19 protein-coding genes and 1 riboswitch are annotated in these 17,173 nt (G+C 71.3%); of the genes, 4 read left to right on the top strand and 15 right to left on the bottom strand.

The window, feature by feature from the left end:
* Nucleotide 1 precedes the first annotated feature (1 nt).
* The 7 genes from ACFLIM_RS13615 to ACFLIM_RS13585 all read right to left on the bottom strand — a co-directional run bounded on the left by ACFLIM_RS13615 (nt 2) and on the right by ACFLIM_RS13585 (nt 5,344).
* Nucleotides 2-2,068: a putative cobaltochelatase gene (locus tag ACFLIM_RS13615; protein WP_393165076.1), complete on the bottom strand. Its 2,067-nt coding sequence runs from the start codon at nt 2,066-2,068 to the stop codon at nt 2-4.
* Nucleotides 2,065-2,637, bottom strand: coding sequence for a histidine phosphatase family protein (locus ACFLIM_RS13610; protein ID WP_393165075.1), 573 nt, complete (start codon nt 2,635-2,637; stop codon nt 2,065-2,067). The genes ACFLIM_RS13615 and ACFLIM_RS13610 overlap by 4 nt, the downstream gene beginning before the upstream one ends.
* Nucleotides 2,638-2,642: 5 nt before the next feature.
* Nucleotides 2,643-3,422 carry a CbtA family protein gene (locus ACFLIM_RS13605; RefSeq protein WP_393165073.1) on the bottom strand — a complete coding sequence of 260 codons (780 nt, stop codon included), beginning with the start codon at nt 3,420-3,422 and terminating at the stop codon, nt 2,643-2,645.
* A gap of 9 nt (nt 3,423-3,431) precedes the next feature.
* On the bottom strand, nt 3,432-3,620 hold the full coding sequence (locus ACFLIM_RS13600) for a CbtB domain-containing protein (RefSeq protein WP_393165071.1): 189 nt from the start codon (nt 3,618-3,620) through the stop codon (nt 3,432-3,434).
* 1 nt (nt 3,621) lies between these two features.
* Nucleotides 3,622-3,769: riboswitch (adenosylcobalamin (AdoCbl) riboswitch) on the bottom strand.
* Nucleotides 3,770-3,805: 36 nt separating this feature from the next.
* A complete protein-coding gene (locus ACFLIM_RS13595; protein ID WP_393165069.1) occupies nt 3,806-4,063 on the bottom strand; it encodes a DUF2283 domain-containing protein in 258 nt (85 codons plus the stop codon).
* 20 nt (nt 4,064-4,083) lie between these two features.
* Nucleotides 4,084-5,019 (bottom strand): hypothetical protein, encoded by a 936-nt coding sequence (locus tag ACFLIM_RS13590; RefSeq protein ID WP_393165067.1) that lies wholly within the window; start codon nt 5,017-5,019, stop codon nt 4,084-4,086.
* A 1-nt stretch (nt 5,020) separates the two neighbouring features.
* Nucleotides 5,021-5,344 (bottom strand): hypothetical protein, encoded by a 324-nt coding sequence (locus tag ACFLIM_RS13585; RefSeq protein ID WP_393165065.1) that lies wholly within the window; start codon nt 5,342-5,344, stop codon nt 5,021-5,023.
* 136 nt (nt 5,345-5,480) lie between these two features.
* On the opposite strand from ACFLIM_RS13585, the gene ACFLIM_RS13580 reads away from it, so the two are divergent.
* Entirely contained in the window at nt 5,481-5,873 is a 393-nt protein-coding gene (locus tag ACFLIM_RS13580; protein WP_393165063.1) for a YbaB/EbfC family nucleoid-associated protein, read from the top strand.
* Between the two features lie 3 nt (nt 5,874-5,876).
* A complete protein-coding gene (locus ACFLIM_RS13575) occupies nt 5,877-6,263 on the top strand; it encodes a YbaB/EbfC family nucleoid-associated protein (RefSeq protein ID WP_393165061.1) in 387 nt (128 codons plus the stop codon).
* On the opposite strand, the gene ACFLIM_RS13570 is transcribed toward ACFLIM_RS13575, so the two are convergent.
* Entirely contained in the window at nt 6,241-6,885 is a 645-nt protein-coding gene (locus tag ACFLIM_RS13570) for an SAM-dependent methyltransferase (RefSeq protein WP_393165059.1), read from the bottom strand. The two genes, ACFLIM_RS13575 and ACFLIM_RS13570, sit on opposite strands and share 23 nt — an antisense overlap.
* 63 nt (nt 6,886-6,948) lie before the next feature.
* On the opposite strand from ACFLIM_RS13570, the gene ACFLIM_RS13565 reads away from it, so the two are divergent.
* Nucleotides 6,949-7,785, top strand: coding sequence for an alpha/beta fold hydrolase (locus ACFLIM_RS13565; protein ID WP_393165057.1), 837 nt, complete (start codon nt 6,949-6,951; stop codon nt 7,783-7,785).
* Between the two features lie 7 nt (nt 7,786-7,792).
* Here ACFLIM_RS13565 and ACFLIM_RS13560 read toward each other — a convergent pair whose 3' ends face one another.
* Nucleotides 7,793-8,146 (bottom strand): ArsR/SmtB family transcription factor, encoded by a 354-nt coding sequence (locus tag ACFLIM_RS13560; protein WP_393165055.1) that lies wholly within the window; start codon nt 8,144-8,146, stop codon nt 7,793-7,795.
* A gap of 54 nt (nt 8,147-8,200) precedes the next feature.
* Between ACFLIM_RS13560 and ACFLIM_RS13555 the strand changes: the two genes are divergently transcribed.
* A complete protein-coding gene (locus tag ACFLIM_RS13555) occupies nt 8,201-8,962 on the top strand; it encodes an SDR family NAD(P)-dependent oxidoreductase (protein ID WP_393165053.1) in 762 nt (253 codons plus the stop codon).
* On the opposite strand, the gene ACFLIM_RS13550 is transcribed toward ACFLIM_RS13555, so the two are convergent.
* The 6 genes from ACFLIM_RS13550 to ACFLIM_RS13525 all read right to left on the bottom strand — a co-directional run bounded on the left by ACFLIM_RS13550 (nt 8,955) and on the right by ACFLIM_RS13525 (nt 17,143).
* Nucleotides 8,955-9,851, bottom strand: coding sequence for an RNA polymerase sigma-70 factor (locus tag ACFLIM_RS13550; RefSeq protein WP_393165051.1), 897 nt, complete (start codon nt 9,849-9,851; stop codon nt 8,955-8,957). The two genes, ACFLIM_RS13555 and ACFLIM_RS13550, sit on opposite strands and share 8 nt — an antisense overlap.
* 211 nt (nt 9,852-10,062) lie before the next feature.
* Nucleotides 10,063-10,761 (bottom strand): sensor histidine kinase, encoded by a 699-nt coding sequence (locus ACFLIM_RS13545; RefSeq protein WP_393165050.1) that lies wholly within the window; start codon nt 10,759-10,761, stop codon nt 10,063-10,065.
* A 325-nt stretch (nt 10,762-11,086) separates the two neighbouring features.
* Nucleotides 11,087-12,652, bottom strand: a complete 1,566-nt coding sequence (locus tag ACFLIM_RS13540; protein WP_393165048.1) for a flavin monoamine oxidase family protein — start codon at nt 12,650-12,652, stop codon at nt 11,087-11,089.
* Between the two features lie 177 nt (nt 12,653-12,829).
* Nucleotides 12,830-15,226: a hypothetical protein gene (locus ACFLIM_RS13535; RefSeq protein ID WP_393165046.1), complete on the bottom strand. Its 2,397-nt coding sequence runs from the start codon at nt 15,224-15,226 to the stop codon at nt 12,830-12,832.
* A 248-nt stretch (nt 15,227-15,474) separates the two neighbouring features.
* A complete protein-coding gene (locus ACFLIM_RS13530) occupies nt 15,475-15,894 on the bottom strand; it encodes a hypothetical protein (protein WP_393165044.1) in 420 nt (139 codons plus the stop codon).
* Nucleotides 15,895-15,925: 31 nt separating this feature from the next.
* Nucleotides 15,926-17,143, bottom strand: coding sequence for a threonine synthase (locus ACFLIM_RS13525; RefSeq protein ID WP_393165042.1), 1,218 nt, complete (start codon nt 17,141-17,143; stop codon nt 15,926-15,928).
* Nucleotides 17,144-17,173: the final 30 nt, after the last annotated feature.

Below are 17,173 nucleotides of genomic sequence, written 5' to 3'. Positions count from 1 at the left end.
GTCAGACTGCCTTCCTGTAGTCGCGTACGACCGAACCGAGATCGGTCAGGGAATCGAGAGTGACCAGCCGGGCACCCAACCGCGACGCGAGCCTGACCGCCAGGCCCAGCCGCACGGGCCCGCTCTCGCAGTCCACGACCACGCTCGCCGTGCCCCGCAGCAGGTCGGCGGCCCGGTCCACGTCACCGCCCGCGGTGGCCCGCCCGTCGGTCACCAGCACCAGCAGCGGCCGCCGCGCCGGGTCACGCAGCCGCTCCACGCGCAGCACCTCCGCCGCCCGCGTCAGCCCCGCCGCCAGGGGCGTGCGCCCACCGGTCGGCAGCGTACGCAACCGGGCCGCGCCCGCCTCCACCGACGAGGTCGGCGGCAGCGCCACCTCGGCGCTCGCACCCCGGAAGGTGACCAGGCCCACCTTGTCACGCCGCTGGTAGGCGTCGAGCAGCAGACTCAGCACCGCCGTCTTCACCGCCGTCATCCGCCTGCGCGCCGCCATCGAACCGCTCGCGTCCACCACGAACAGCACGAGGTTGCCCTCCCTGCCCTCGCGCACCACCTCACGCAGATCGTCCGCGCGCAACACCAGCCCAGGACCGCCACGCCCGCGCGCCACCTGATGCGGCGCCGCGGCCAGCACCGTCGCCACCACATGAAGATCGCGGACCCGCCCGCCGGGACGTCGCGCCCCGGTCGCCCGGCCGCGCGGCGTCCGCGACCGCGACCGCCGCCCCGCCACCCCCTCACCCAGCCCCGGCACCTCCAGCAAAGGCACCCGGTACGGCACCCCTGCCACGGCCACCTGCCCCGAACCCGGCTCCCCGGAGCCCTGCGCCTGTCGCGGTTGACCGTCGGGACCGTCCGACGGCTCGTGCCGTCCTGCGGCGGCGCCGTCCTCGGAGGCCGGTGCCGCTTGGGGTCCCGGCCCGTCATCCGCCGATGGTGCCGGAGGTCCCGCGCTGTCGTTCGCCGATGGTGCCGGAGGTTCCGTGGCGTCGTCCGCCGGGCCCGGCTCCCCGTCGCGCCGGCCGCCACCTGGCGGGTCGTCGGGATCGTCGTCGTCCGACGTGCGTTCCAGCAACTCCTCCAGCAGCGACTCGTCCAGTCCCGGCGCGTCGAATGGATCGCGCCGCCGCCGGTGCGGCAGCGACAGGCGAGCCGCCGCCCGTACGTCCTCCGTGGTCACCGCGTCGCGGCCGTGCCAGGCGGCATGGGCGATGGCGGCGTTCGCCGTGACCAGGTCGGCGCGCAGGCCGTCCACCTCGAACGCGGCGCACACCGTCGCGATCTGCCGCAGCCGAGCGTCCGGCAGCCGGACGGCGGGCATCCGGGCCCTCGCCCGTGCGATCCTGACCACCAGCGCCGACTCCTCGGCCGTCCACCGGGCCGCGAACGACTCGGCGTCGGCGTCGAAGGCGAGCCGCCGCCGTACCACCTCGGCTCGTTCCGCCGGATCACGGGACGCCTTCACCTCGACCGTCAGCCCGAACCGGTCCAGCAGTTGCGGCCGCAGCTCGCCCTCCTCCGGATTCATGGTTCCCACCAGCAGGAACCGGGCGGGATGCCGTACCGACACCGACTCGCGCTCCACATAGCACGTGCCCAGCGCCGCCGCGTCGAGCAGCAGGTCCACGAGGTGGTCGTGCAGGAGGTTCACTTCGTCCACGTACAGGACGCCGCGATGCGCGGCCGCCAGCAGGCCGGGCTCGAACGCCTTCACCCCTTCCGTCAGCGCCCGCTCGACGTCGAGGGCACCGACCAGGCGGTCCTCCGACGCGCCGACCGGCAGCTCGACCAGCGCGGCCGGGCGGGTCACCGCTGCGGAGCCGGGCTCGTGCGGGCCGTCCGGGCACTCGGGATCGGGCGCGACCGGGTCGCAGGCGAACCGGCACCCGGGTACGACGTCCACGGAGGGCAACTGGGCGGCCAGCGCCCGGACGATGGTGGACTTGGCGGTGCCCTTCTCACCGCGTACCAGAACCCCGCCCACGCGCGGTGAGACGGCGTTGAGCACCAGCGCCAGCTTCAGGTCATCGAGACCGACGACGGCGCTGAACGGGTAGGTGACGATCAAAACAGAACCTTCCGGTTGACATGGGCGACCCGCCAGCCGCCCCGGGTGACGGTCAGCTCGGTGGTGGACAAGGGCGCGAGGTCGAAACGGGCGGCTGCCACCGGGCCCAGCCCCAGCACGTGGCCGAGCGCGGCCCGGATCGCTCCGGCATCGCACACGACGACCCCGGGAGGTTGCGAGCGCGTCTCGTCGAGCCGTCCGGCTTGCGAGCGGACCTCCTCCAGCCATCCGGCGACCCGCGCCGCCAGCGCGGCCAGGCTCTCGCCGCCGTGCGGCGCCGCGTGCGGGTCCGAGAGCCAGCTCGCCAGCGCGTCCGGCTCCTCCCGGGCCACCTGCTCGTACGCCAGTCCGCGCCACCGGCCGCAGTCCGCCTCCGCGAGGGCCGGTGTCGTGACCGGCTCCAGCCCCATGGCGACGGCGGTCTGCAGGGCCGCCCGGCTGGGCGCGACCCACGCTTTCGACCCGGCCACGGCCGCGACCTTGGCCAGGCTCGAAGCGTCGGCCGGCTCGTCCGCGGGGAACCGGGCCGCCCGCATCCCCGGCGTGCTGGCGTGCCGGACGAACAGCACCCCGCTCAGCCCGATGCCGCAGCCACGGGAACGGCCCCGGAGCGGCGCGCCGCCCGGTCGCTGACCCAGCCGAACAGCACGCCGAAAGCCGCCCAGAAGACGAGCTGCGTCCCCAACGACGCCAGCCTGAACTCCCACAACAACGTGGCGGGGAACCCCTCGGGCACCTCGTCGACCGCCGGCAGCAGCAGCCACGCCGCCACCACCGGCACCAGGAAGGCGCCGGCCGCCGCGCTCCACCGTGCCCACGGGCCCGCGGAGACCCGGCGCGCGGTCGCCACCGCGATCGCGGTGGCGGCCAGGCCGACGAGGAGCATCACCACGTAGAGCAGCGTGCGGCCGTTGATGGTCTCCGGGTCTCCCACCGCCGGCGGGTTGGCCGGATATTTCACGAACGGCACGAGAATGACCGCTACGAACGCCGTCCCGGCGGCGGCGAGCGCCAACCCCCCGTCCGACCGGGGACCGACGCGCCCGCGCAAGCCGGCGAACACGAGGGCGAAGACCCCTCCCACGGCGAGCCCGTAGAGCCCGGTGGCGAGGAAGAGGCCGGCCTTCTGCACCGGCCTGCTGACCACGGCCTCCTCGCCGTGGTCATGTCCGGCCTCCGCAGCGGGAGCCGCCTGCTGCCCGGCCTTCTCGGCCGGAGGCGCCTGCTGCGCGGCCTCCTCCAGGGCGATCGCGCCGTCCACGCGCGGCTCGCCGAAGGCGAAGGCGAAGCCGCCCGCGACCAATCCGGCCAGCAGGCCCACGAGCAGGCCCCTGACCAGCAGGGTGCGTACCATCCGGCGCGCCTAATGGCACGGCACGCCGAGCAGATGCCGCCCGTCGTGCATCAACTCGTGCAGGAAGGTGCCCGCCTGGGAGACGGCGCCGTTGTCCATCAGCACCAGGTAGGCGACGAGCAGCAACAGGGGTACGGCCAGCAGCCAGAGCCGCAGGCGTGGGAAGGGAATGGTGGAAGGAGTGGTCAGGCCACTCATACAAGCCTCCTCAGGGATGACGCGTCCCGCCGGCGAGGTCACGGTCGCCAAGCGACCTGGCTCCCGGGATCTACGTCCCGGATACAGTGGCGCGTCCGCACCGGCTTCTCACCGGATTTCCCTTGGACAACCGTGAAATCTACCGGAACGTATCCTTTCCTCCCCTTCGCGTCAACAGTCCCAGTTCACTGGGAGGTCGGGCCGTACGCGGAGGGCGGAGGCTCATCCTCGTCCGCCAGCGCCAGGACCTCGGGCCGCAGGATGGCCGACGCCCCCAGGACCTCGACGCCCAGCAACCGGCCGTCCGCGTCGAAGTCCAGCACGATCTCCCCTGGCATCCCTTCCCGCTCCACCAGGAACTGCGACTCCGCCTCGTCCTGGCCGATCTCGTCCACCAGGTAGATGTAGGCGACGTCGTTCTCGGCGTCGTGTTCGATCCGCAAGTCAGGTCCTTCGGCGATGGTCATTTCCTCTTCCAGATAGCAGAAATGATGCCGCCTCTCTTGTTCTCCACGACGCGGACACTCTCGGTCTCGTAGACGGTGGTGCCCGGCTGGTTGCCGGCCCTCTTCTTCCCGCTCTGCTTCGTCTGCTCGATCATGTCGTCGCTGATGCCCCGCTGGGCCTGGCGGTCGGCGGCATGCGCCGTGGTGCCGTCCGTGCTGTCGGCCCGCCCGCCGCTGTTCCGCCGGCCGCCGCCGCGGCGGCCGTTGCCGCCCCTTCTCGCGTTGTTGTTGCTGCGGCCCATCGAGGCCATGTAGTCGCGAGCGTGGCGGGGACCGGTCGTCGCCCTCGGGCCCACCGTGCGCGGCCAGGTGATCCTGGGTCCGCCGGCTCCGGCGAGCGCCGGGCGGCGCATGTTCTCCAGGACCCGGCGGAAGGGCTGGGTCACGCCGCGGGCGAGCGCCGGGGCGATCACCTTGCCGGCGCCCTCGGCGCCCTCACGCTGGATCTTGCCGATCAGGGCGCGGGAGCGGAGCATCTCCGCCGTCGCCATGGCGCCGCCGAACGGCCCACCGGCCAGGAACGCCCTGGCCACGCGTACGGTCGTGATGACGGCGGCGGTGCCGACCGCGACCTTGACCCCGGTCGTGAGCCAGGCGGTGTTGTCGAGCACGACCGGGGCCGATCTGGCCGCCGCGATCGCCTGGCTCTGGTGGCCGCCGTTGCCGCCGGTCTCGTTCCAGTAGCCGGCCAGCTCGGTGCTGCCTTCGCCACGGTAGGACTCCTGCGCCCCGCGCATCGTCGCGTCGGCCCGCGCCGCCGACGGCTCGGCCATGGCGAGGACGGTACGCCAGGCGTCGGCGTCCTTGTGGATCTCGTCCTCGTCGACGTTCGGCCACGGCACGCCGAGCGCGATGAGCATCGCGTGGGCTTCTTCCGGGAGCGTCACGCCCATGTCAGACCCACCTGTCCTGGACGCCGCTCACCTGCTGCCCACCGGCATCGTCGGCGGCCTGGATGGTGGCGGAGGTGCCGGTCAGCCCATCCCCGCTGTCGCCCATGACCATGGACTGCCCGGTCATGGCCTGCAGCCCCATCATGCTGGCCTCGGCGTACGGGCCGACGAGCATCGACAGCAGTCCGTCGTCTCCCCATGAGGCGCCGCCGAGGCCGCGTTCCCTGAGCCGTTGCAGCGCCGCCGCGTAGTCCTCACCGTGTGCTCGCATCTGGGAGCCGTACCGCTCCACAGACTCGTGGTCGATCTCAAACCCCGAACTCATGCAGGAGACCCTAACGCGGAACACCCGATGAATACACGATGATCATAAATTTCGTGATCCATCTCCCTATGGACAAGATCAATACGACTTTGTGTCAAACTGGCGACTTGTCACTGCCTAACTGCGGGAGTCGATCATGCCGGCGCCTTCACCCGAGGCCGATGTCGAACAACTGGAGCGGATCTTGCGACAGGGCGGGGAGATGATGACCCGCCTGCGCCAGGCACAGGCCGAGATGCGCAAGGTGACGGGGTCCGCGGAGACCTCTGACGGCCTGGTGCGGGCCGTCGCAGACGGGCAGGGCGGCATCGTACGGCTGCGGCTGGACCCGCGCGCCATGCGGCTCGACCACGCGGTCCTCAGCCGGCAGGTGACGGCGGTGCTGCAGGCGGCCCAGCAGGACGCCGAGACGCGGGCCCAGCGGATCGTGGACGAGGCCCTCGCCGACACCGCGCACCTGCCCGCGCCGCTCGACGAGACCTTCGTCCGCGACCGGGTCGAGCAGGTGGCCCGCAACTTGATCGACTGAGAGGTGAACGTGTACGACTCCCGCATGGACCCGGCCGACATCCGCGACGAGGACATCAGCCGGGCCGAGGACGAGGCGGACCGGATCGAGACCTGGATCAACCGCGCCAGGGCCGACCTGGACGAGCTCAAGGGCACCGGCGAGAGCCCGTCCGGCACGGTGACGGCCACCGTGGCGGCGAACGGCAGGGTGCTCGACGTCGCCATCGCGCCCCGCGCCATGCGCCTGGACAGTCAGACGCTGTCGGAGGAGGTGCTCGCGGCGGTCGCGCAGGCGGGTCAGGACGTGACGCGCCGTACGGAGGAGCTGATCCGCGAGGGCCTGCCAGGCTTCGACCCGGCGGCGGCCACCGCCCGGATGGAGCGCATCATGAACACGGAGTGGCCGTAGCGTCACCAATGAAGCGGAACATGCGTTCGCCCATCGCCAAAGGCTGCGGCCGGCCCGTGAATCGATGCACGCCGACGCCGAATCCCGCCTGCGGATCCGACACCCACTCCCGCTCGAATCCGCATTCTTCGAACCAGTCGCAAATGAGCGGAACCCGGTCCGGCGCGCCGCGATGCCGAGTCCAGATGACGGTGCCACCGGTCGCGCACAACCGCGGGCAGAAGCCGATAGTGCGCTCGATGTCCTCATCGGTGATATTGCCGAAGATCCCGCAGGTCAGCACGATATCGGCCGGCACCATGCCCCGGTAATGATCGGCGAGCGCGGCGTCACCCGTCACCACCTCGACCCGATCCAGCCGGGCAGCGGCCGCGCTCCGGGCGACCGCGGTGTTGCGCGGATCCAACTCCACAAGACGCGCCCGCACGTCGTCCCGACGCGAGTGATCGACCAGCACGTCAAGAAGATCATGGCCCTGTCCCGAGCACAGGCTGATCACCTTCACCGGACCAGGTGAACAGGACTCCAAAGCCAGCCTTATCCGATCCTGAACCACCCGCAACCGCCGTGCCAGCCTTGAATCCGGGCGATCGTATTCGTCGTGCCACGCCTGCCAGTCCATGGCTGCACCCTACGGGCTGAAAACAGGTTGTTCCCGCCGCGGCGCCACTGACAACATCCCACCATGCCCACATTCTCCGCACATGACGGAACCAATCTCGCGTACCACATGTACGGCGACGGATCCCCGGTGATCTGCCTACCCGGTGGCATGCAGGACTCGGCCTACCTCGGCGAACTCGGCGGCCTGTCCGCTCACCGGCAGCTGATCATGCTGGATCTCCGGGGCACCGGCGAGTCCGCGATCCCGGAGGACGCCACCTCCTACCGCTGCGACCGCCTCGTCGACGACGTCGAGGCCCTGCGCCATCACCTCGGTCTCGATCGGACAGACCTGCTCGCGCACTCCGGCGGCGCGAACCTCGCGGTGCTCTACGCGGCCCGGCACCCCGAGCGCATCGGCAAGCTAGCCTTGATCACCCCGAGCGCCATGGCCGTCGGCATCGAGATCACCGGGCAGACGCGTCGCGAGGTCGCGCGGCTCCGTACGGACGAGCCCTGGTTCCCGGGAGCGTACGCGGCGCTGGAGACGGTGACGGCAGGCAAGGGCACGGACGGCGACTGGGCGGCCATCGCGCCGTTCAGCTACGGCCGATGGGACGCGGTGGCTCAGGCTCACCACGCGGCCGAGGACAAGCAGCGGAACTGGGAAGCCGCCGCCGCCTTCGGCGCCGAAGGCGCCTTCACCCCGGACGTCACGCGCGCGGCACTCGCCACGTTCGGCGCGCCGGTCCTGCTGCTCGCCGGAGAGGGGGATGTGGGCGCCCCGCCCCCCGTCATGGCCGAGTACACCGAGTTGTTCCCGAACGCCACGCTCGTCGTTCAGTCCGGAGCGGGCCACTTCCCCTGGCTGGACGACGCCGAGCAGTTCGTGGCGACCGTCGCCGCATTCCTCGGCTGACGACCGGCTAACGGGACAAGGCGCCGTCCTTCACACCGACCTGCCGGCCCACGTCGTCGGCCTCCGCCGCGACCAGCACCACCTCGAGGAGACCGGGAAAACGCGTCTGTAAGTCCTCGCGGCGCAACAGCACGAAGCAGCGGGTGCCCTCCTGGCGCGTGCGAGTGAGCCCGGCGTCGCGCAGCACCCGCAGGTGGTGGCTGAGGGTCGACTTGGCCACCGGCGCCCGCAACTCTCCCCAGCCGCGTTCGCGCCCGTCGGCCAGCACGCGTACCAGCCCGACGCGGATTGGATCGCTGAGGGCGGCCATCACCCCGGTCAGGGTGATCTCGCTCGGTTCGGGGTGATGCGCCTGTCTCATCCCCTCATGGTAGCTTGTTCGATGTTTCACGAACATCGAAGGAAAGAGGAAGCCGTGCCCGACCAGCCCACCAGCCTGCGGGGCAGGACCGCGATCGTGACCGGAGCCGGGACCGGGATCGGCCGTGCCAGTGCGCTCGCCTTCGCCGCCGCCGGAGCGCACGTGCTCGGCGTGGGCCGCCGCGCCGACGCCCTGCGGGACACCGCCGCCCAGCATCCCGGCATCGCCGACCTGGCCGCCGACATCACCGCCGAAGGCGCGGCCCGGACGATCGTCGACGCGGCGATCGAACGGTGGGGGCGCCTGGACGTCCTGGTCAACAACGCCGGCGCCACCGCGGTGATGCCGCTGGCCGAGGCCGATACCCAGCGCATCGGCGACCTGCTGGCCCTCAACGTCACCGCGCCCAGCCTGCTCGCCCGCGCCGCCCTGCCGCACCTGAGCGCCAGTAGCGGCGCGATCGTCAACGTCTCCAGCACATACGGCCACCGTCCACTGCCCGGCGCGGCCCACTACGCCGCCTCCAAGGCCGCCCTGGAGCAGCTGACTCGCAGCTGGGCGCTGGAGCTGGCCGCCGACGGCATCCGGGTCAACGCGCTGGCCCCCGGTCCCACGGAAAGCGAGGCCCTGGCCGCCGCCGGGCTGCCCGGCGCCGTGGTCGAGCAGATCAAACAGGACGAGACCGCGCGCATCCCGCTCGGCCGCCGGGGGACCCCTGAGGAGGTGGCCGCCTGGATCGTGCGCCTGGCCGACCCGGCCGCCACGTGGATCACGGGCCAGGTCCTCACCGTTGACGGCGGTCTGGAACTCACCTGAGCCCGGACACTGCGGTGATCTTGGCCGGGTTCATCATCCACAACACCTGGTCGATGCCCTCGTCCGAGGCGTTGACCGTGAGCACCGTGAACACTTCGCCGTCGTGGCACAGCAGAGCGGCCGCCTGCCCGTTCACGTTCCCCCACTCCACCGTGACCCCGGCCCAGAACCGATTCGCGAACGCCCTGAGGTACTTCGCCACCCGCGGCGCCCCCACGACGGGGATGCGCGAGGCCCGCACGACGCCACCGCCGTCGGAGTAACTGGTCACGTCCGCCGCGAAGAGCTCCTCCAGCGCGGTTAGGTCGCCGGAGCGGGCGGCGGCCACGAACGCCTTCAGCAGCCTGCGTTGCTCGGCTCCGGTCACCGGCGCGCGACGCTCGCCGACCACACGTTTGCGCGCCCTGCTGACCAGCTGACGCACCGCCACCTCGCTGAGCTGGATGATGTCGGCGATCAGCCGGTACGGGTAGTCGAACGCCTCCCGCAACACGTATGCCGCGCGTTCGGTGGGCGAGAGCCGCTCCAGGAGCAGCAGGACCGCGAACCCCAGAGCCTCCCCCCGCTCGGCGCCGAGGTGCGGATCCGCACTGGTGTCGACGGGTTCGGGCAGCCACGGGCCGATGTAGGTCTCGCGGCGGACCCGCGCGGACTGGGCGGCGTTGATGGCCAGCCGCGTGGTCACCGTCGCCAGGAACGCGGCCGGGTCGGCCACGGCACCGCGGTCACAGGCCTGCCAGCGCAGCCAGACGTCCTGCACCAGATCCTCGGCTTCCGTGGAGCTCCCCAGCATCCGGTACGCGATCCCGAACAGTCGAGGCCGCACACCCTCGAAGATCACCGCGGCCTGTTCGAGATCCTCAGGCCCACCGGAATCGTTCGCCGGCACGGCATCCACCCCCGTCATCGCCCCTGCCCCCGCGGGTGTCCCCGGACCCACGACCTTATCCGCCAACTGCCCGTTGAGCAGCTATGACAGGACCGACCGGCGGTTCGCGACGACCTCGGGACAACGGCTACCGGCCCGCCCTCGGCGACCGCGACGAAGTCGCGATGTCCCGTGATCTCGGTGGCGGGGAGCCGGCTCATGCCTCATCGTGTTACAGGTCAAATCCAGCTGCTGACAGCCGGAGCACGAACCGGGCGCCGCCGATGGGCGAATCCTCAACCTGGAGGGTCCCCTGATGCGCCAGGGCGATGTCGCGGGCGATCGCCAGGCCCAGGCCGGTGCCGCCACGGTCGCGGCACCGCGCGCCGTCCAGCCGGACGAACCGGTCGAAGATCCGCTCACGGTCGGCCTCGGCGATGCCTGTTCCATCGTCCGCGACGGCCAGTTCGACCTGATCGCCATCGCGGCGTACCTGGACGTGCACCGAATGCTGGGCATGCCGCTGCCCGTTGTCGAGCAGGTTGGCCAGCAACCGGTCGACCTGGGTGCGGACGGCGCTGACTGTCACCCCGCCCTCGACCCGCAGGTGGATCTCGACACCGTCCGACCGCCGGGAGACCTCGGCCCGGACCAGCTCGGCCAGATCCACCGGCTCCCGCTCCTCGGGCGCGCCCGCCCCCACCCTGGCCAGCAGGAGCAGGTCAGAGATGATCGCATCGAGTCTGTCGACGTCCCGCAGGGCGCGCTTCAGCAGTTCGGGGAGATCGGTCTGGTCGGGATGCAGATGGGCCTCCTCCAACTCGGCGCGCAGTCCGGCCAGCGGGGTACGCATCTCGTGCGAGGCGTCGGCCGCGAACTGCCGCGTCCGCTCAAAGGACCCACGGGCATGGCTTGATGTCGAGATGGACATGGGTGTGATTACCGGTTTCCTCTTAGCAGCGTTCGGGGTGCGATGTCCTACTTGCCCGGCCAGTCGTTGTACCGGGTCTCGCCGAGAATCGCGCCGATCAGGCCGGTGCCGCCGGCTACCACGATCTTCATGGAGAGCCTTCCCCTTCGCCGGGGCATCCGTCGCCATCCGGTCGCCAGCTAAGACAGGACAGCCCTCCGGCCTGTGACAACTCCGGCGAAATTCTTCGAGGACGAGCGACCATGTCCGGTTGCTGACCTGGATCGTCCCGGGCCGGCGGCCGAGACTCGCCGAGGGCCCGTGCGGGCCCTCGGCGTTCCAGGGGTCAGGAGGTCAGTACGCGCTTGTGCAGGTCGGTGACCGTCTTGCGGGCGGACTCCAGGGCGCCCGCCTGCCAGGCGATCATGTAGCTGAGCCAGTCGCCCGCGAAATGGACGTGCCCGGCGGGCTTGTTCAGCAACTGGTACGCCCCGGTGCGGGACGGCCAGCCGACCCAGGCGCCCTCGATGTGCGGCTGGAGCTTCCACGCGATGGACACCGAGGAGACCAGCTCGTCGCGGTACTTCTCGCCGTGGATCTTCATGCCCTGCTCGATCGCGCGCTTCTCCCGCTCGCGGTGGGGCAGGGCGGCGTACGCGTCGGCCTGGGCGCCGAAGTTGTAGTAGCCGATGACGAGGCCGCGCCGCCCGCCGTACCCGTAGGAGGGGTACCAGATGGTCGCCAGGTCGAGGTCGGTGTTGGTGATGCCGCCGTAGATGTTGTCGTCGGTCTCCCACCAGCGGCGGCGGTACTCCAGGCCGATCTTGCCCGCCGCGTTGACGGTCGGCGTGGCCAGGGCGGCCTGTACGTCGGGGCCGAGGTTGTGCGGGGTCTTGGCCAGGATGTGCGGCGGCATCGCGGCGACGCAGAAGTCCGCGGTGATCTTCCGGGTCCTGCCGTTCTTGTCCTGGTACTCGATCTCGACGCCGTCCGCCAGGTCGGTGATCTTGGTGACCTTGGACCTGAGCTGGATCTTGTTCTTGCCGAGCGCGGCGGCGAACGCCTTGGGGATGGCGTCCATGCCGCCGACCGGCTGGAACATGAGCATCGCCTGGTCGTAGCCGAACTCGAAGGAGAAGCGCTGGCCGACCCCGCTGGCGAACACCTCCGACAGCGAGGGGACCGGGCCCAGCTCCTCGCCCGGCTGCTCGCCCGCGCCCGGATCGACGCTGTACCCCCGGCGCTCGCCGCCCTCGTACGCGAAGCCGGCCGCCTTGTTCCCGATCGAGCCGAAGCCGCGCAGGAAGGTGATGAGCCGCTCCTTGTCCGCGGCGGTGAGCTTGCCGTCCAGGGCGCCGCTGTCGGTCGCCGTGGAGAGCAGTTCGGAGACGTACCCGTAGACGTCCGCCTTCGCGGCACGCCAGCGGACCGGCGCGGTCATCCCGGCGTTGGCGTTGTAGATGTAGGCCTGCGCGTTGGAGTTGGTGAAGACCTCCAGGGGCACGCCCAGCTCGCGGGCGTAGTCCACGGTGACCATCCACTGCGCGAGCCGGGCCGGGCCGGCGTTGAAGTAGAGGCCGTCGGAGAAGCGGGCGGTCTGGGTGGAGCCGTCGAGCTCGGTGAGCCGGTCGCCGCCCCTGATGGTCCAGTTGCGGCCGCCGACCCGGTCCAGCGCCTCCAGGATGGTGCAGTCGTAGCCCGCCTTGCCCAGTTCGTACGCGGTGGCGAGGCCCGCGACGCCCGCGCCGAGCACGACCACCTTCTTGGCGCCCCGCCCGGTGAGGGTGAAGTCGGACGGCTCGGGCGGGCTGAAGGCCGTACGGGCCGCCGCTTCGGCGGTGGGTGCGAGGCCGAGCGCGCCCATCGTGGCGAGCAGCGCGCCCGCGCCGCCCGTCGTGCCTACCGCTGTCAAGAAACCACGCCTGCTGTAGCCCATCGGGCACCTCCAAGATCTCTGGAGGTGAGTGTGAGCGCGATCTGTTGCGGTAGATCGTTGGTCAAGTTTCTCTCATGTTTCGCCACTGTCGTAACAAAAGCGAAATTCCGGACATGGTGCGGCCGGCCACCAGCCGACCGCACCACGGGGCGGTCAGAGCGCGTCGTCGTCGGTGACCACCAGGCGGGTGAAGCCGCTCCCGATCGTCGCGTTCGCCGGTACGGACGCGACGACCTGGTAGGACTGCTCGGCCGTGGCCGGGGTCGTGTTGCCCGTCATCGGCACGGTGAAGGTGACCGAGGTGGCCCGGGCGGGGATGACGACCTGCTGCGCCAGCGCCGTGACCACCGGGGCGGTGCCGGAGGTGATCGACTGGACGCTGACCGTCACCGGCTCCTTGGCCCGCTCCGACAGGGTGAGCCGCATCGTGGCGGTGCCGGGACCGTCGCCCTCGGGGACGGTGACCCCCTGGATCGAGACCTGCGGCAGCTCGTCCAGCTCGGTCCGGCCCACCTCGACGTCGGAGAACGCGAGGTCGCCCAGGTAGACGCCGCCGGTCGGGCTCACGCCCTTGAGCCTGATCTCCCGTACGTCACGCGTGTCGATCCCACGCAGCGACGACAGCGGGATGCGTACGGTACGCAGCCAGGTCTTCGGCAGCGGCGAGGCCGCACCGGGGAAGGGCGTCAGCGCGTCGCTCACCTCCGAGACGTTGACCGTCGCCGACCTGCCGCGGTCGTCCACCAGGCTGACCGCGAGGTCGGCGCCGGCCGCGTTCTCGTCCAGCGCGGCCCGGAAGGTCAGCGCGTCGTGGTCGCCCAGGTTCCGTTTCGGCACCGAGACGCGTACCTGGCCGGTGGTGTCGGTCCAGCCGAACCGCAGGACGGGGGTCGCGGTGACGTTCCCCGCGTACGTGGCGGGCGTCCAGGACGGGGCCTGCGAGGTGGTGAGCCTGCTCGCGCAGGCCGGCAGGCCGCTCTGCGGCGAACGGTCCAGCATGCTCGCGCAGACCGAGGCCGTCGCCGATCCGGACACCCGTACGGCGGACGACGCCGAGGTGAACGGCGCCACGTCGAGCCGGTCCTTGGCCGGAGCCTGCGCCACGGCGTGCACGACCGCCCGCCCGGCGGAGGGCGCGCTGCCCCCGCTGCCGTCGAACAGCGGCAGCAGCGACTCCTCGTCACCCTGGACCAGGCGGAAGAACCCGGCGATGTACGCGGTGCCGGCCGCGTACTGCTCGGCCGCGCTCAGCCGGTCCGGGGCGCTCGTCCCGCACACCGGGTCGGTCCTGGCGCCCCAGTCGTCGGACGCCGGAGCGGTGGCCACCCCCGGGGTCCACTCGGTGTTGAAGAAGTTGTGGTTGACGCCCATCACCATCAACGAGGAGCGGAAGGCCGGGTCGTCGTCCACGGCGTACCGGGAGTCGTCGTAGAAGTGCTGGCCCTGCTGGTTGGAGACGTCCCCGTCGCAGTAGGGCAGGATCACCGCCATCGGGATGCCGGGCAGACTCGCCCGCGCGAAGTCGGTGGGCGCCAGCGGCAGGACCGCCTTGATCCCGTAGGGCTTGGGGCGCCCGGCGTTCATCAGCGCCGCCTTGACCACGCCCTCGCCGCCGCGTGAGTGGCCCATGAGCCCGATGTCGTCCAGGTCCAGGCGGTCCTTGAAGAGCCGCACCATCGCAGGGTCGCCGTGGCCCTTCTCGGCCGCGGAGAGGAGGTCCAGGTGGCGCATGACGACCTCGCCGCGGGCGAGCGCGCCCCGGTCCTCGCTGAAGGGGTTGTCGGCGGCGTTCACGCCGTTGGCGCTCACCGACACGACCACGTACCCCTGGCTGGCCAGCACGTCGGCGGGCCCGTCGTAGCCGGTGTAGCTGGCGATCGGCTGCTGCTCGGCCGGGCACGGCCAGGTCGAGTTGGACGTCGTCCTGGTGACGGGGTTGTAGCAGGCCGAGTGGCGGCCGTGCAGGAAGACGACGAGCGGGCGCTCTCCCCTGGCCTCCTTGGGCAGGTAGACCTTCGCCCGGATCTCCGCGGGCCGCCCGCCCAGGCCCTGCAGGGTGATCGCGGTGTCGCCGAGGTCGTACTGGTCGTGCACCACGGTGTAGCGCCCGCGGGCCGACGGATCGACCGGCAGGTCATGGCCCGGCTTCTTCCTGGCCTGCGGGGGAGTGACCTGCGGCGTGACCGGCTGCGCGGCCGGCGCGGGGACCTCGCCGTTCCAGGCCACGTCCACCGACGCGGCCGCCGCCGCGGCCGGGTCGGTGGTGGTGACGGTCAGCGTGGTGCCGTCCGGCGACTCCTCGGCCGCGCCGAGCGACGTGCCGTTGACGGCGAGCTCCGGTACGGCGTCGCGGACCGGCAGCGCTTCGTCGAGGCGGAGGGTGACCCGGTAGCCGCCCTCCAGGCTCTCGACCGACCAGGCGCCGTCCGCTCCGGTGCCCGAGGCCGGCGGGTCGGCGTGCGCGGGCAAGGCGAGGAGAGTGGTGGAGAGCAGGGCGGCCGTCATGGTCCCGATGATCGTCCGCGTCAAAACCCGCGCGTGTAAGCGCATGTCGTACCCCTTTGAGCATGCCCCAAGATGTCGCGTAACACGGGTTACAGGCGAGATTTGTGGGGTTTGTGTAAGTACGACCGAAATGAGATCGCGGTTGACCGCCTGGGCGTGTTACGGCCCGTTTGCAAGCTCGTAAATGACCTTGAGCCTCGTCGCCGGCCGGGGCGCGGGTGTCAAGCCGCGGCCCCTGACCAGTACCTGGTCAGGGGCCCGCGTTAAACGTCGATACCGAGATGATTACGGGGTCAGGCGTCGAAGATGACGTCCACGGTCATGTCGTCGTCTCCCGGCGTGCCGGAGATCTGCAGCGTCACGCCTGTGTCGCCGCCGCCGGGGAGCCGGAGCGGCGGGCGGGTCTGCGCGCTCAGCGTCGCGTTCCCGTTCGAGGGGTACAGGTCGCCCACGTCCCCCCGGTTGCGCGGATCGAACTTGGCCAGGTCCCGGCGGCCGTCCGCCTGGATGAGCTCGACCGCGAGCGCGTTCTCGTCGTCGTTGTCCTCGATGGCCTCGTCCACCATGTAGACGGCGACGCCCTGGTCGGGCAGGAACTCGTCCTGGCCCTGCTGGCGGCGGTACTCCACGAGAATGAACGTCGTCGCAGCGCACAACGTCTTGAGGGCCGGGCTGGTCCTCCGCAACGCCCGCGCGGCGTAGCGAGAAGCCACCCCGTTCACCGGGTGGAGGAGTCACACTCAACTAGACGAGGTGGGCGTCCACCGCCAGGACCGGCGCATCCACCGGGACCGTCCCCGGATACTTCAGTCCGGCTCCGGTGTTCAGCACCACCACCTGCTCGTCCGCGCCGATCCAGCTCGAGGCGCGCAGCTTGCGGGCCGCGGCGAAGGCCGCCGCGCCCTCCGGACAGACGAAAGCCCCTTCCAGGGCCGCCACCTGCCGCAGCTCGGCCAGCAGTTCGGCGTCGGTGACCGTGACCGCGGTCCCCGAGGTCTCGGCCAGCGCCTCCAGGATGAGGAAATCGCCGAGGGGCTTGGGCACGTTGATGCCGAACGCCACCGTACGGGATCCCTCCCAGTACTGGCTCTCCCGCTCCCCGCGCTCGAACGCGCGCACGATCGGCGCGCAGCCCTCGGCCTGGACCGCGACCAGCCGCGGCAGCGGACCCGAGATCCAGCCGAGCTCCCGCAGCTCGTTCAGGGCCTTGTGGATGCCGATCAGGCCCACGCCGCCGCCGGTCGGGTAGAGGATCACGTCGGGAGTGCGCCAGCCGAGCTGCTCGGCGATCTCGATGCCCATGGTCTTCTTGCCCTCGATGCGGTACGGCTCCTTGAGCGTCGAGGCGTCGAAGACCCGGCCGTCCGAGGCCGCGACCAGCTCGCCGACCATCCGCCCGGCGTCGCTGATCAGGCCGTCCACCAGGTGCAGGTCCGTGCCCGACGCCACGCACTCCCGCCGGGTGATCTCCGGCGCGTCCACCGGCATGACGACCGTGGCGGTCAGCCCGGCCCGGGCGCCGTAGAGCGCCCAGGCGGCACCGGCGTTGCCGTTGGTCGGCATCGCCAGCCGCTCGATCCCCAGCTCGGCCGCGCGTGACACGCCGACCGCGGCGCCGCGGGCCTTGAACGAGCCGGTGGGGATCAGGCCCTCGTCCTTCATCAGCAGCCGCGGCAGGCCGATCCGCTCGCCGTATCGTGCCATCGGCAACAACGGCGTCATCCCCTCGCCGAGGGTGGTCACCGCCCGCGGGTCCCTGACCGGCAGCAGTTCGTGGTAGCGCCACAGGTCCGGCGCGCGCCGCGCGAACTCGTCCGGGCTCACCGAGGCACCGACCGCCGCCAGGTCGTAGCGGGCGAGCAGCGGCGACCCGCACTTCGCGCACAGGTTCTGCGGCCGTTCGCTGTCATGCTCGGCTCCGCACCGGCCACATTCCAGGTGGGACAGCTGGCTGAAACTCACACATACTCCCTCAGTGCTCTCCGCGGCCTC

This window comes from Nonomuraea marmarensis (assembly GCF_043197025.1).
GTDB lineage: Bacteria > Actinomycetota > Actinomycetes > Streptosporangiales > Streptosporangiaceae > Nonomuraea > Nonomuraea marmarensis.
The sequence above is the reverse complement of the archived record's forward strand: the minus strand, read 5'-3'. Positions and strand labels throughout refer to the sequence as shown.